Source organism: Streptomyces sp. NPDC102274 (assembly GCF_044766385.1).
GTDB lineage: Bacteria > Actinomycetota > Actinomycetes > Streptomycetales > Streptomycetaceae > Streptomyces.
Map to the genome: position 1 here is coordinate 335,645 of NZ_JBIWLW010000001.1, position 13,121 is coordinate 348,765.

A 13,121-nucleotide genomic window follows, 5' to 3' on the forward strand; every position below is an offset into this window, starting at 1 on the left:
TGGGCCCACCGCCCGGGGACAGGGCGGGTACGACCGGTCACGACTGCTCGTGCAGTCCGAGATTCTCGTAGATTTCGAGCGTCGCCGTGGAGTTGTTGAGCGTGATGAAGTGCAAGCCGGGGACACCCTCGGAGAGCAGTTCGGCGCAGAACTCCGTCGCGAACTCGATGCCAATGGAGCGTACAGCGGCGGGATCCTCCTTGACCGAGAGGATCCGCTCTTTCAGCTCGGGCGGGAAGACCGCGGTGGAGAGCTGCGGCAATCGCTCCAGCATCTTCACACTGGTGACCGGCATAATTTCCGGAATGATCGGCGTCTCGCAACCGGCGGTGGCCACGCGGTCGCGCAGTCGCAGATAGCCCTCGGGGTCGAAGAACATCTGCGTGATCGCGTAGTCGGCGCCCACGCGGCACTTGTCCACGAAGTGTCTGACGTCGGTGTCCCAGTCGGTGGAGCGCGGATGCATCTCGGGGAAGGCCGCCACTCCGACGCAGAAGTCCCCGGACTCCTTGATCAGCCTGACCAGTTCGGCGGCGTAGCGCACACCGTCCGGGTGCTTGATCCACTCGCCCATGGGGTCGCCGGGCGGATCGCCGCGCACGGCGAGGATGTTGCGGATCCCGGCGGCGGCGTACTGCCCGACCATGTTGCGCAGTTCGGCGACGGACTGACCGACGGCCGTGAGGTGCGCGACCGGTGTGAGCGTGGTGTCGGCGGCGATCTGTTCGGTGGCCCTGACCGTGCCGGCTCGGGTGGAGCCGCCGGCGCCATAGGTCACGGAGACGAAGCTCGGGGCGACCGCTTCGATCCGGCGCAGTGCGTTCCAGAGGTTCCGATCGCCCTTCTCCGTCTTGGGCGCCCAAAACTCGAACGAGAACGAGGTTTTACCGGTCGCGAGCAGATCACGCACGGTCAGCGCGTGATCCGATCTGGTCGAAGCTGTGCCTAGGGCCATATGTGCAGGTTATCGAGGGCGTGGCGGTCTCCCAACCGGACAAATGACTTTCGCCCGGATTGTCGGTTAAGTGGCCGCGCTCCCGTACGGCGGATTCCGGTACGCCGCACTCCCGTCATCCGTGCGTCGCACTGCCGTTATCCATGCGCCGCGCCGCCGTCATGTACGCGGCACCGCCGTCATACGGCACGGTCCCGCACGCGCTTCGCCAGGGCCGCTGCCACCGCCGCCGGGTCGTCGGCCTCGGTGATCGCCCGTACCACGACGACCCTGCGCGCACCGGCGTCCAGCACCTCGTCGAGATTGGCCGCGTCGATCCCGCCGATCGCGAACCACGGACGCTCCGTGGCGCGGGACGCGGCGTACCGCACCAGACCGAGCCCCGGCGCGTGGCGGCCCGGCTTGGTCGGGGTGGGCCAGCAGGGGCCCGTACAGAAGTAGTCCACGCCGGGCTCGGCGACCGCCGCGTCCACCTCGGCCTCGGCATGGGTGGAACGGCCGATCAGCGGCCCGTCCCCGAGGATCGCGCGCGCGGCGGGGACGGGGAGATCGCCCTGTCCCAGATGCAGCACGTCGGCACCGATGGCATGGGCCACATCCGCGCGGTCGTTCACGGCGAGCAGCCGGCCGTGCCGACGGCAGGCGTCCGCGAAGACCCGGAGGTGGTCCAGCTCCTCGGCCGCCTCCATGCCCTTGTCGCGCAGCTGCACGATGTCCACGCCCGACGCGAGCACGGCGTCGAGGAACTCGGCGAGATCCCCCTGCCGCTTACGGGCGTCCGTGCACAGATAGAGCCGGGCGTCGGACAGCGACGCGGAAGCCGCGGACATGGAAGCCGCGGGAACGGAAGCCGTGGACATGGAAGATCCCCCCGTGATGTTGGGTCGGCGGTGTGCGGCGGCAGACGGACGACCGGCGGACGGTCGTACGGGACCGCCGCACCCCGCGGATGGTGATGTCGTCAGACGGCGAGCGCCTGGGCCCGGCGCTTCACCTCCGTGCCGCGATTCTCACTGAGCGCCTGCGCGGGCGTGCCCGGCAGGCTGGGGTCGGGGGTGAAGAGCCACTCGAGCATCTCTTCGTCGGTGAAACTGTCGTCCCTCAGGAGCGTCAGGGTGCCCGCGAGCCCCTTGACCACCTTGTTGCCGTCGATGAATGCGGCGGGCACCTGGAGCGTCCTGTTCTCGCCGCGGCGCACCGCGATCAGCTGGCCTTCCTTCACCAGCTGCCGCACACGCGTCACCTCGACGTCGAGCTTTTCCGCGATGTCGGGCAGGTGAAGCCAGGCGGGGACGAGAGCATCGATCTTTGCGTCAATCTCGGTCACAAGGACAAGCGTGCCATCCCGGACTGACAGACGGTAGCGGAGGAGCCCCAATCGGGCCGACGCCCCGGTGGGCGCCGGGTTCCCGGGCGGGATTCAGAGCACGGCCTCGCGCAGCGGTACGGACGGGTCCGCGGTCCGCTCCGGGTCCAGCCGCGCGCCCGCCTCGATCAGCTTGCGGCCCTGGGCGAGATCCCGGGGCCTGCCGACCGCCAGCAGCGCCGTCGGCGCCCCGTCCCGCAGCCACACCACCGACCAGGCGCTCCCGGCGGGATCGCCGCGCCGGACCAGGGTGTCGCCGTCCTCGTGGTGGCCCGCGTACTGCGCGAAGCGGCCGAACTGCTCGGACCAGAAGTACGGCACCGGGTCGTAGATCTCGTCGGTCTCGCCGACCACCTGCGCGGCGACCGTGCGCGGCCCCTGGAGCGCGTTGTCCCAGTGATGTACGAGCAGTCGCTGTCCGTAACGGGCCGAGGGGAACGAGGCGCAGTCGCCGACCGCGTACACCTCCGGCAGCGAGGTCCGCAGCCGCTCGTCCGCCACGATGGCGCCGTCCGGGCCCAGCTCGATCCCCGACCCGGCCAGCCAGCCCGTCGCGGGCCGCGCGCCGATGCCCACGACCACCGCGTCGGTCTCCAGCCGCCGGCCGTCCGCGAGGATCACCGCGCCCGGTTCGACACCGGCCACCCGGGCACCCGTCAGCAGTTCGGCCCCGCTCTCCGCGTACCAGCCGGTCATCGGAGCGGCGACCTCGGCGGGCAGGACGCCCGCGAGCGGCCGGTCGGCCGCCTCGACGACCGTCACGGCGCAGCCCGCCTCCCGGGCGGCCGTGGTGAACTCCGCGCCGATCCATCCGGCGCCGACGACCACGACCCGCTGTCTGCGGCCGAGCACCGGACGCAGCCGCTCCGCGTCGTCCAGCGTGCGCAGCAGATGGACCCCGGGCAGCGACTCGGTGCCCGGCAGGGTGATCGGTTCCGCGCCGGTCGCGATGACCAGCACGTCGTACGGGACGGGCCCGCGCGCGGTGTCCAGTTCCCGCGCGCCGGGGCGCAGCCCGGTCACGTCGACGCCGAGCCGGAGCCGGACGGACAGCGCCGCGAAGTCGATGTCGAAGGCCGGGCTCTCCTCCTTGCCCAGCAGGACCGCCTTGGAGAGGGGGGGCCGGTCGTACGGCGGATGCGGCTCGGCGCCGAGCACGGTGACCGGGCCGCCGAAGCCCTTCTCCCGCAGGGCCACCGCGGTCTGCACCCCCGCCATGCCCGCGCCGACGACGACCACCCTCGGCTGCCCGGCCGGTTCGGTCTCCTGCTGTTCCTGCTGTCGCTCGCTCACCCGATCACCTTAGACAGCCCGCCCCGGAAGGCTCACGGAACGCCGGACGGAAGCTGTTCCACCACGCTCGTACCGCTGCCCTCCTGGGACTCCCACTCCCAAGTCTCCTCCAGCCGCACCCGGCCGTCGGGAAGGTCGATCACGGTGGAGACGCAGTGCCCGGAAGAGGTCGCGCCGTCCCGCTTCAGCTGTACATACCGGAAGTCCAACCGGTCGCCCTCCCGGGTCCCGACGAGATATCCGCGGACCACGTCACCGCCCTCGTACTCGGCGCGGATCAGGCCGTCCTCCTCCCGATAGACGAAGCGGGTGGCGGTGCCCACCTGCCCCGGTGCCTGGTCGGCGACCGGGGAGAGGACGAGTCCGTCCAGGGAACGGGCCACGGTGATCGCTCCCTTACAGCGCGGGGCACAGGGCGTTAGGCTGGCTGGCGACACTACCTCGCGGGAGTCCGGCGCACCGGGCTGAGAGGGAGGCTGAGGCGGCCTCCGACCGTACGAACCTGATCCGGGTCATGCCGGCGAAGGGAGGGGCTGGACGCCCATGCAGTCACCCCACGAAGAAACAGGTACGGGCTCCGACGTGCTCGTCATCGGGGGCGGGATCATCGGCCTGGTCACCGCCTGGCGGGCGGCGCAGCGCGGGCTGCGCACCGCCGTCACCGACCCCGAACCCGGCGGCGGCGCGGCCCGGGTCGCGGCGGGGATGCTCGCGGCCGTCACCGAACTCCACCACGGCGAGGAGACGTTGCTCGGCCTCAACCTCGCCTCCGCCGCGCGCTACCCCGGCTTCGTCGCCGAACTGGAGGCGGCGAGCGGACAGGACACCGGCTACCGCGCCTGCGGCACCCTCGCCGTCGCCCTCGACACCGACGACCGCGCCCAGTTGCGCGAACTCCACGCCCTCCAGCAGCGTTCGGGGCTGACATCCCAGTGGCTCACGGGCCGCGAATGCCGGCGCCTGGAGCCGATGCTCGCGCCGGGCGTACGCGGCGGTCTGCGGGTCGACGGCGATCACCAGATCGATCCCCGCCGGCTGGCGGCGGCCCTGCTGACCGCGTGCGAACGGGCCGGGGTGGTCATCCACCGCGCCCACGCCGACCGGCTCTCCGTCGTACGCGACCGGGCCACCGGCGCCGTCCTGGCCGACGGCCGCGCACTCACCGCGGACCAGGTGGTGCTGGCGGCCGGCAGCCTCAGCGGCCGGCTCGGCGGCGTACCGGCCGATGTCCTGCCGCCGGTACGGCCCGTCAAGGGCCAGGTCCTGCGGCTGACCGTGCCCCGTACGTACGCGCCCTTCCTCTCCAGGACGGTACGGGCCGTGGTGCGCGGCAGCCATGTCTATCTGGTGCCGCGCGAGAACGGCGAACTGGTCGTCGGCGCCACCAGCGAGGAACTCGGCTGGGACACCACGGTCACGGCGGGCGGGGTCTACGAACTGCTGCGGGACGCGCACGAACTCGTCCCCGGCATCACGGAACTGCCGCTCACCGAAACCCTCGCCGGGCTGCGCCCCGGCTCACCGGACAACGCGCCGATGCTCGGACCCACCGCGCTGCCGGGGCTGTCCCTGGCCACCGGCCACTACCGCAACGGGGTGCTGCTCACGCCCGTCACCGGCGACGCGATGGCCGCGGTGCTGACGACCGGTGAACTGCCCCCGGAAGCCCGCCCCTTCTCCCCGTCGCGTTTCTCCTCGCGCCCCTCGCCCGTCGCGGCCGTCGCCTCCATCCGTCAGGAGCAGCCCGTATGAACATCTCCGTGAACGGCGAGCCCCACGAGCTCGCGCCCGCCACCACCCTCGACGTCGTGGTCGCCACGCTCACCCCCGCGCCCTCGGGGGTCGCCGCGGCCGTCAACGAGACGGTGGTCCCACGCACCCGCTGGTCCGGCACACCGCTCAACGAGGGCGACCGCGTCGAAGTCCTCACCGCGGTCCAGGGAGGCTGAACCATGGCCGACGACCCGCTGACCATCGGCTCCACCACGTTCGGCTCCCGGCTGATCATGGGCACGGGCGGCGCGCCCAGCCTCGACGTGCTGGAACGGTCCCTGGCCGCGTCGGGCACCGAACTCACCACGGTCGCGATGCGCCGCCTCGACCCCACGGTGCACGGCTCCGTCCTGTCCGTACTCGACTCGCTCGGCATCCGCGCGCTGCCCAACACGGCGGGCTGTTTCACGGCCGGTGAGGCGGTACTCACGGCGCGTCTCGCCCGCGAGGCGCTCGGTACGGACTGGATCAAGCTGGAGGTCGTCGCGGACGAGCGCACGCTGCTGCCCGACCCCATCGAGCTGCTCGACGCGGCGGAGACCCTGGTCGACGACGGCTTCACGGTCCTCCCGTACACCAACGACGATCCCGTCCTCGCCGCGAAGCTGGAGGACGTGGGGTGCGCGGCGATCATGCCGCTGGGCTCGCCGATCGGCTCCGGGCTCGGTATCCGCAATCCGCACAACTTCGAGCTGATCGTGGAGCGGGCGGGGGTGCCGGTGATCCTGGACGCGGGGGCGGGGACGGCGTCGGACGCGGCGCTCGCGATGGAGCTGGGGTGCGCGGCGGTGATGCTGGCGTCGGCGGTGACGCGGGCGCGGGAGCCGGTGCTGATGGCGGAGGCGATGCGGTACGCGGTGTCGGCGGGGCGGCTGGCGTGGCGGGCGGGGCGGATGCCGCGGCGGCGGATCGCGTGGGCGTCGTCGCCGGTGGAGGGGGTGGCGGCGCTGGACCCGGAGAGGCCGGCGTTCTCCTGAGCGGTGGCGGTGCGCCGTCCGGCGGTGCGGGTGCGCCTCCGGCGGGGGGTGCGGTGCGGGCGGGGGGTGCGGTGCGCCTCCGGCGGGGGTGCGGTGCGCCTCCGGCGGGGGGTGCGGTGCGGGCGGGGGGTGCGGTGCGCCTCCGGCGGGGGTGCGGGTGCGCTGGCTTGGTTCCGGGGCCCGGGGCCTCCGGCGGTGCGTGTCCGGACTGCTATCCTCACCGCGCTCCGCGCGAGCTGCGACGCCTTACGTCCGGACACGCACCTCCTCCGACCCCGACCCCCTCCCCCCGGCGGTCGCCTGCCCCCACCGCCCGGCTGAGGGGATGGGGGTGGGTGCGGCCCGGTGGGCCCCGCCACTCGCCATCTCGGCGGGGGTGAGTGGGCGGGTGCGGTCCAGCGGCACCCTCCCGCACCGGCCCCCAGGGCCGCGACTGGCCGGGCACAGCGCCTCCCCGCCCGCCCTCGCGCACGAACGGCCCGCTTGTGCGGGCGGTGAAGGGGGCGCGCAGGGGTCGTGTCCGGGACACTAAAGCGTGATGTGTGGCGCACGAACGACCGTGCTCCGACTGTGGGCAGCTGCGCGCCAAAAATCATGCCGTCCCGGGCGCGAGGCCCGGAGCGCCACCCGGCAACAACCCGCACCCGGAAACCGGCCCCAGCCGAAACGCACCCCGCACCGCGCCCCCGCCGGACGGCGCACCGTGGCTCGTAGACTCGGGCCCGTGGATACGACCCTCAAGGACCCCATCGTCGGGCACGTGCTCGACGGCCGCTACCGCGTGGACGCGCGGATCGCTGTCGGCGGTATGGCCACGGTCTACCGGGCCGTCGACACCCGGCTCGACCGGGTCCTCGCGCTCAAGGTGATGCACCCCGCCCTCGCCGCCGACGCCACCTTCGTGGAGCGCTTCATCCGTGAGGCCAAGTCGGTGGCCCGGCTGTCGCATCCCAATGTCGTCGCGGTCTTCGACCAGGGCGCCGAGGGCGCCTACGTCTATCTGGCGATGGAGTACGTCGCGGGGTGCACGCTGCGCGATGTCGTGCGGGAGCGCGGGGCGCTGCGGCCGCGGGCCGCGCTGGACATTCTGGAGCCGGTGCTCGCCGCGCTGGGGGCCGCGCACCGGGCGGGGTTCGTGCACCGGGACATGAAGCCGGAGAACGTGCTGATAGGGGACGACGGCCGGGTCAAGGTCGCCGACTTCGGACTCGTGCGGGCGGTCGGCGATGTCACGAATACCACCGGGACGGTCCTCGGCACGGTGTCGTATCTGGCGCCCGAGCAGATCGAGGACGGCACGTCCGACACCCGCGTCGATGTGTACGCCTGCGGGGTCGTCCTCCACGAGATGCTGACCGGTGCGAAGCCGCACGGCGGGGACACCCCCGCGCAGGTGCTCTACCGGCATCTGAACGAGGACGTGCCCGCGCCGTCGGCCACCGTGCCGGGGCTGGCCGTGGAGCTGGACGAGCTGGTCGCGGCGGCGACCGCCCGTAACCCCGATTCGCGGCCCGCGGACGCGGTGGCGCTGCTCGCGCTGACGCGGGAGGCGCGGGCCGCGCTGACCGACGCACAGTTGGACGCCGTACCGCCGCGGGCCAGGCCCGAGCCGGAGGACGGGGCCGGTGCCAACAGCCGTACGACGGTGATTCCGCGCATCCGGCCCATCGAGCCGGCGGAGGACGAGACGCCGAACCGCACCAGCCGGCTGGAGATGGCGCCCCCGTCGGACGCGCCGGGCCGGCGCCTGGTCATGCCCCGCCGGGGCGTCGTCGCGGCGGTGGTCGCCGTACTGCTGGTGCTCGGTATCGGCACGGGCGTCTGGTACATCAATTCCGGACAGTTCACGCACGTCCCCTCGCTGCTCGGCCAGAGCGAGCAGGAGGCCAGGAAGCGGCTCTCCGACGCAGGGCTGGAGGTGAAGGTCACCAAGGACTTCAGCGACTCCTTCGACCGCGGCACGGTCACGGGCAGCGACCCCGCGCCCCGCGCGCGTATCCGCGGCAACGGCTCGGTGACCGTCGTGATCTCGCGCGGCCCGCGGATCGTGAAGGTTCCCGATCTGGAGAGCATGCCGCTGGGCGAGGCCCGGCGGCAGCTGAAGAAGGTGGGGCTGGCGGCCGGGGTCGTCACGCGGGAGTTCAACGACAGCATCCAGCAGGGCACCGTGATCAGTTCGACCCCGGCGTCCGGGAGCGAGGTACGGCCCGACTCCGGGGTCGCGCTCGTGGTGAGCAAGGGCAGCCCGGTCGAGGTCCCCGATGTGACCGGTGAGTCCGTGCGGGACGCCACCGCGGAGCTGACGGACGAGGGACTCAAGGTGAAGGTCGCGGCCGAGCGCGTGAACTCCGAGGAGGACGCGGGATCGGTCGCCCGGCAGTCCGCGGCCGAGGGCGCCCAGCTGGCCCGGGGCGATACGGTCACGCTGACGGTCTCCAAGGGGCCGCGGATGATCTCCGTACCCGATGTGACCGGCAGGACGACCGAGGAGGCCACGAAGCTGCTGGAGGAGGCGGGCTTCGAGGTCACCGTGGACCGGGGCTTCCCGTTCCTGGGGGACACCGTGAACAAGCAGTCGGTCAAGGGCGGCCAGGAGGCCCCCGAGGGCAGCACCATCACCATCACGACCAAGGGACTCTAGGAGCCATGCGCAACCCCGTCGGCGGCCATGTCCCCGTGGCCGGCGGCCTCGCCTCGACCGGCCTGGCCTACGCACGTGAGCTGGGAGCCGAGACCGTCCAGGTCTTCGCGGCCAATCCGCGCGGCTGGGCGACTCCCCCGGGCAATCCGGCGCAGGACGAGCAGTTCCGCGAGCAGTGCGCGGCGGGGGAGATCCCCGCGTATGTGCACGCGCCGTATCTGATCAACTTCGGCTCGCACACGGAGGCGACCGCCGAGAAGTCGGTGGAGTCGCTGCGGCACAGCCTGCGCCGGGGCCGGGAGATCGGCGCGCTGGGTGTGGTCGTGCATACGGGCTCGGCGACCGGCGGACGGCCCCGCGAGGTGGCGCTCGCGCAGGTACGGGAGCTGATGCTGCCACTTCTCGACGAGCTGACACATGACGACGATCCGTTCCTGCTGCTGGAGTCGACCGCGGGGCAGGGCTTCTCGCTCTGCTCGAGGACCTGGGACTTCGGCCCGTACTTCGAGGCGCTCGACGCCCACCCCAAGCTGGGCATCTGTCTGGACACCTGCCATATTTTCGCGGCCGGGCACGATCTGGCGGGACCGCACGGGATGCGGCAGACGCTGGATCTGCTGGTGGACACGGTCGGCGAGGGGCGGCTCAAGCTGATCCATGCCAATGACTCCAAGGATGTGGCGGGCGCACACAAGGACCGTCACGAGAACATTGGCGCGGGACACATCGGCGAGGAGCCGTTCCGTGAGCTGTTCCGGCATCCGGCGACCGAGAACGTTCCGCTGGTGATCGAGACACCGGGCGGCAAGGAGGGGCACGCGGCGGATGTGGCACGGCTGAAGAAGCTGCGCGACGGCTGACGCCGGATACCTAGAGCTCCGGGCCGTCCCCGGGGAGCTCCTGATAGGAGTAGCGCTGCTCGGCCCAGGGGTCGCCGACGTTGTGATAGCCGCGTTCCTCCCAGAAGCCGCGGCGGTCGGCGGTCATGTACTCCACGCCCCGGACCCACTTGGGCCCCTTCCAGGCGTACAGATGCGGTACCACGAGCCGCACGGGGAAGCCGTGCTCGGCGGTGAGCAATTCACCGTCCTTGTGGGTGGCGAATATCGTGCGGTCCGAGAGAAAGTCGGCGAGCCGCAGATTGGAGCTGAAGCCGTACTCGGCCCAGACCATGACGTGGGTGACGCTCGGCGCGGGGGGCGCGAGTTCCATGATCGTACGGGCGGGGACGCCGCCCCATTCGGCCCCCACCATGCTGAACTTCGTGACGCAATGCAGATCGCCGACGACCGTGGAGAACGGAAGCGCCGAGAACTCCTCGTGGTTCCAGCAGTGCTTGTCGCCGTCGGCGGTGGCACCGAAGACCCGGAACTCCCAGCGTTCCTGCCGGAATTTCGGTACGGGCCCGTAGTGGGTCACCGGCCAGCCGCGCTGCAGACGCTGCCCCGGTGGTAGCTCGGACTGTTCCGGCTCCTGACGTTCCCGGCTTTCCGGCTGACCCATGCCTTCCATGGTGACAGACCGCGAGGGGTGGTCATGACCAGGCCCGGACCCAATCGGACAATACATACTGAACATGCACTTACTGGACGGTCCCCGGTGACGGTGCGAGGATGCGCGCATTCCGCCCCCGTCACCCGCCTGGAAGGAGCCTCCGCGATGCAGGGCGACCCCGAGGTCATCGAATTCCTCAATGAGCAGCTGACCGCAGAACTGACCGCCATCAATCAATACTTCCTGCACAGCAAAATGCAGGAGAACAACGGATGGACCAAGCTCGCGGAATACACCCGGGCCGAGTCCTTCGACGAGATGAGGCACGCCGAGCTGCTCACCGACCGGCTGCTCTTTCTGGAGGGACTGCCGAACTACCAGCGGCTGTTCCATGTGCGGGTCGGGCAGACGGTGACCGAGATGTTCCGGGCGGACCGGGAGGTCGAGGTCGAGGCCATCGACCGGCTGAAGCGCGGAATCGAGGTCATGCGGAACAAGGCCGACCACACCTCGAAGAGAATCTTCGAATCGATCCTCAAGGACGAGGAGCACCACATCGACTATCTCGACACCCAGCTGGAACTGATCGAGAAGCTCGGTGAGCCGCTGTACATCTCCCAGCAGATCAAGCAGCCCGACAGCTAGGGGCCTTTGGATCACCGCCGTCTACGCGGCTTTTCGGAGGGCGGGCGGAGCCGTGCCCTCCGGCACGTCGAGCTCCGCGAGCGCGGGAGCACCCTGGTCGAGCAGCTCACCGCGCGGGCAGCCGCCTCGGCCGAGAAGGGACTGGATACGGCGTACGCACGAACCGCAGTCGGTGCCGGCCTTGCTGACCGACGCTATCCGGCGGGGGGTGCACGCCCCGGCGGCCGCGTGTTCCTTCACCTGTGTTTCGGTAATGCCGAAGCAGGAGCAGACGTACACGCGGTTCACCTCCGGGAGGGTTGGCCGGTCCAGGCCACCCCGGGGTTCCGGTGAGGCTAACCTAACCTTACCTGCCGCCCCCGCCGGACAAAAGTCGGGGAAACACCGATGGGGTACGGATCACATCGATCCGTACCCCATCGTGGCGTTCCGCCGTCGCTCCCGCGTCCCTACTGGTCGCGGTACATCTCGGCGACCAGGAAGGCCAGGTCGAGCGACTGGCTGCGGTTGAGCCGCGGGTCGCAGGCCGTCTCGTACCGCTGGTGCAGATCGTCGACGAAGATCTCGTCGCCGCCGCCCACGCACTCGGTGACATCGTCGCCGGTCAGCTCCACATGGATACCGCCCGGGTGCGTGCCGAGGCCCTTGTGGACCTCGAAGAAGCCCTTGACCTCGTCGAGCACATCGTCGAAGCGGCGGGTCTTGTGGCCGGAGGCCGCCTCGAAGGTGTTGCCGTGCATCGGATCGGTCACCCACGCCACCGTGGCGCCGGAGGCCGTGACCTTCTCGACCAGCTCGGGGAGCTTGTCCCGGACCTTGTCGGCGCCCATCCGGACGATGAAGGTCAGCCGGCCGGGCTCACGGTCGGGGTCGAGCCGGTCGATGTAGGTGAGCGCCTCGTCGACCGTGGTCGTCGGGCCGAGCTTGATCCCGATCGGGTTGTTGATCTGCGACGCGAACTCGATGTGCGCCCCGTCCAGCTGGCGGGTGCGCTCACCGATCCACACCATGTGGCCGGAGACGTCGTACAGCCGGCCGGTGCGGGAGTCGACCCGGGTCAGCGCCGACTCGTAGTCCAGCAGCAGCGCCTCGTGCGAGGAGAAGAACTCGACGGTGCGGAACTCGGCCGGGTCCGTGCCCGCGGCCTTCATGAAGTTCAGCGCGTTGTCGATCTCACGGGCGAGCTGCTCGTAACGCTGGCCCGACGGGGACGACTTCACGAAGTCCTGGTTCCAGGCGTGCACCTGACGCAGATCGGCGTAGCCGCCGGTGGTGAAGGCACGGACCAGATTGAGCGTCGCGGCGGACGCGTGGTACATCCGCTTGAGCCGCTCGGGGTCCGGGATCCGGGCCTTCTCATTGAAGTCGAAGCCGTTGACGGAATCACCGCGGTACGTCGGCAGCGTCACGCCGTCGCGCGTCTCGGTGCTCTTGGAGCGCGGCTTCGAGTACTGCCCGGCGATCCGGCCGACCTTCACCACCGGCACGGACGCCGCGTAGGTGAGGACGGCACCCATCTGGAGAAGCGTCTTCAGCTTGCTGCGGATGTGATCCGCGGAGACGGCGTCGAACGCCTCGGCGCAGTCGCCGCCCTGGAGCAGGAACGCCTCGCCCTTGGCGACCGCTCCCATCCGGGCGCGCAGCTGGTCGCACTCGCCCGCGAAGACGAGCGGAGGATAGGTCCCCAGCTCGGCCACGACCTCGCGCAGGGCTTCCTGGTCCGGATACTCCGGCTGCTGGGCAGCGGGAAGATCTTGCCAGGAGGGCACATGGGCCGCGGGCTTCTCAGCGTTGACTGTCACGCGCTCCAGATTACGTGGTCGCGGGCTGTGGTAAAGGCGGCGCTCACAGTGTGGAACGCACCGGTGCTAAGGTGCCGCCCATGTTCGCGCATTCGAATCAGACTTGGTGGTGGACCGCTCGCTCGGCGGCCCACTGATTCACGCGCGCACCACGAATCGCGAAGGCCGCCCGAGG

General features: G+C 70.9%; 15 protein-coding genes and 1 riboswitch. Of the genes, 7 read left to right on the plus strand and 8 right to left on the minus strand.

Annotation, left to right across the window (positions count from 1 at the left end; translation table 11 throughout):
- Positions 1–37: 37 nt before the first annotated feature.
- The 5 genes from metF to ACIRQP_RS01540 all read right to left on the minus strand — a co-directional run bounded on the left by metF (position 38) and on the right by ACIRQP_RS01540 (position 3,997).
- Positions 38–955: a methylenetetrahydrofolate reductase [NAD(P)H] gene (gene metF / locus ACIRQP_RS01520; RefSeq protein WP_403881649.1), complete on the minus strand. Its 918-nt coding sequence runs from the start codon at positions 953–955 to the stop codon at positions 38–40.
- A gap of 179 nt (positions 956–1,134) precedes the next feature.
- Positions 1,135–1,815, minus strand: coding sequence for a thiamine phosphate synthase (thiE, locus tag ACIRQP_RS01525; RefSeq protein ID WP_403881651.1), 681 nt, complete (start codon positions 1,813–1,815; stop codon positions 1,135–1,137).
- Positions 1,816–1,916: 101 nt separating this feature from the next.
- The gene (locus ACIRQP_RS01530) at positions 1,917–2,282 is read right to left on the minus strand and encodes an Rv2175c family DNA-binding protein (protein ID WP_129769749.1); all 366 of its coding nucleotides are present in this window, start codon (positions 2,280–2,282) and stop codon (positions 1,917–1,919) included.
- A gap of 93 nt (positions 2,283–2,375) precedes the next feature.
- The gene (locus tag ACIRQP_RS01535; RefSeq protein ID WP_403881654.1) at positions 2,376–3,614 is read right to left on the minus strand and encodes an NAD(P)/FAD-dependent oxidoreductase; all 1,239 of its coding nucleotides are present in this window, start codon (positions 3,612–3,614) and stop codon (positions 2,376–2,378) included.
- Between the two features lie 32 nt (positions 3,615–3,646).
- On the minus strand, positions 3,647–3,997 hold the full coding sequence (locus tag ACIRQP_RS01540; protein ID WP_403881657.1) for a hypothetical protein: 351 nt from the start codon (positions 3,995–3,997) through the stop codon (positions 3,647–3,649).
- A 50-nt stretch (positions 3,998–4,047) separates the two neighbouring features.
- A riboswitch (TPP riboswitch) is annotated at positions 4,048–4,160 on the plus strand.
- On the opposite strand from ACIRQP_RS01540, the gene thiO reads away from it, so the two are divergent.
- The 5 genes from thiO to ACIRQP_RS01565 all read left to right on the plus strand — a co-directional run bounded on the left by thiO (position 4,158) and on the right by ACIRQP_RS01565 (position 9,865).
- Positions 4,158–5,366, plus strand: a complete 1,209-nt coding sequence (thiO, locus tag ACIRQP_RS01545) for a glycine oxidase ThiO (protein WP_403881660.1) — start codon at positions 4,158–4,160, stop codon at positions 5,364–5,366. Its footprint overlaps the riboswitch before it by 3 nt.
- Positions 5,363–5,563, plus strand: a complete 201-nt coding sequence (thiS, locus tag ACIRQP_RS01550) for a sulfur carrier protein ThiS (RefSeq protein ID WP_403881663.1) — start codon at positions 5,363–5,365, stop codon at positions 5,561–5,563. The genes thiO and thiS overlap by 4 nt, the downstream gene beginning before the upstream one ends.
- 3 nt (positions 5,564–5,566) lie before the next feature.
- Positions 5,567–6,364 (plus strand): thiazole synthase, encoded by a 798-nt coding sequence (locus ACIRQP_RS01555; protein ID WP_403881666.1) that lies wholly within the window; start codon positions 5,567–5,569, stop codon positions 6,362–6,364.
- Positions 6,365–7,088: 724 nt separating this feature from the next.
- Positions 7,089–9,005: a Stk1 family PASTA domain-containing Ser/Thr kinase gene (gene pknB, locus ACIRQP_RS01560; protein WP_403881669.1), complete on the plus strand. Its 1,917-nt coding sequence runs from the start codon at positions 7,089–7,091 to the stop codon at positions 9,003–9,005.
- A gap of 5 nt (positions 9,006–9,010) precedes the next feature.
- Positions 9,011–9,865: a deoxyribonuclease IV gene (locus ACIRQP_RS01565; protein WP_403881672.1), complete on the plus strand. Its 855-nt coding sequence runs from the start codon at positions 9,011–9,013 to the stop codon at positions 9,863–9,865.
- 10 nt (positions 9,866–9,875) lie between these two features.
- Here the strand turns inward: ACIRQP_RS01565 and ACIRQP_RS01570 are convergent, their stop codons facing one another.
- On the minus strand, positions 9,876–10,508 hold the full coding sequence (locus ACIRQP_RS01570; protein ID WP_403881675.1) for a sulfite oxidase-like oxidoreductase: 633 nt from the start codon (positions 10,506–10,508) through the stop codon (positions 9,876–9,878).
- Between the two features lie 156 nt (positions 10,509–10,664).
- On the opposite strand from ACIRQP_RS01570, the gene bfr reads away from it, so the two are divergent.
- Positions 10,665–11,144, plus strand: coding sequence for a bacterioferritin (gene bfr, locus ACIRQP_RS01575; protein ID WP_403881678.1), 480 nt, complete (start codon positions 10,665–10,667; stop codon positions 11,142–11,144).
- A gap of 21 nt (positions 11,145–11,165) precedes the next feature.
- Here the strand turns inward: bfr and ACIRQP_RS01580 are convergent, their stop codons facing one another.
- Both ACIRQP_RS01580 and ACIRQP_RS01585 read right to left on the minus strand, forming a co-directional pair.
- Positions 11,166–11,432 carry a bacterioferritin-associated ferredoxin gene (locus ACIRQP_RS01580; protein WP_403881681.1) on the minus strand — a complete coding sequence of 89 codons (267 nt, stop codon included), beginning with the start codon at positions 11,430–11,432 and terminating at the stop codon, positions 11,166–11,168.
- Positions 11,433–11,593: 161 nt separating this feature from the next.
- Positions 11,594–12,955 carry a class II 3-deoxy-7-phosphoheptulonate synthase gene (locus ACIRQP_RS01585; RefSeq protein ID WP_403882116.1) on the minus strand — a complete coding sequence of 454 codons (1,362 nt, stop codon included), beginning with the start codon at positions 12,953–12,955 and terminating at the stop codon, positions 11,594–11,596.
- 71 nt (positions 12,956–13,026) lie between these two features.
- Here ACIRQP_RS01585 and ACIRQP_RS01590 point away from each other — a divergent pair, with 71 nt between their 5' ends.
- Positions 13,027–13,083: a trp operon leader peptide gene (locus tag ACIRQP_RS01590; RefSeq protein ID WP_403882119.1), complete on the plus strand. Its 57-nt coding sequence runs from the start codon at positions 13,027–13,029 to the stop codon at positions 13,081–13,083.
- Positions 13,084–13,121 lie beyond the last annotated feature (38 nt).

Coding starts and splice junctions, on each gene's coding strand:
- metF (WP_403881649.1), bottom strand. CDS start 955: ATGGCCCTAGGCACAGCTTCGACCAGATCGGATCACGCGCTGACCGTG.
- thiE (WP_403881651.1), bottom strand. CDS start 1,815: ATGTCCACGGCTTCCGTTCCCGCGGCTTCCATGTCCGCGGCTTCCGCG.
- ACIRQP_RS01555 (WP_403881666.1), top strand. CDS start 5,567: ATGGCCGACGACCCGCTGACCATCGGCTCCACCACGTTCGGCTCCCGG.
- ACIRQP_RS01565 (WP_403881672.1), top strand. CDS start 9,011: ATGCGCAACCCCGTCGGCGGCCATGTCCCCGTGGCCGGCGGCCTCGCC.
- bfr (WP_403881678.1), top strand. CDS start 10,665: ATGCAGGGCGACCCCGAGGTCATCGAATTCCTCAATGAGCAGCTGACC.
- ACIRQP_RS01570 (WP_403881675.1), bottom strand. CDS start 10,508: ATGGGTCAGCCGGAAAGCCGGGAACGTCAGGAGCCGGAACAGTCCGAG.
- thiO (WP_403881660.1), top strand. CDS start 4,158: ATGCAGTCACCCCACGAAGAAACAGGTACGGGCTCCGACGTGCTCGTC.
- thiS (WP_403881663.1), top strand. CDS start 5,363: ATGAACATCTCCGTGAACGGCGAGCCCCACGAGCTCGCGCCCGCCACC.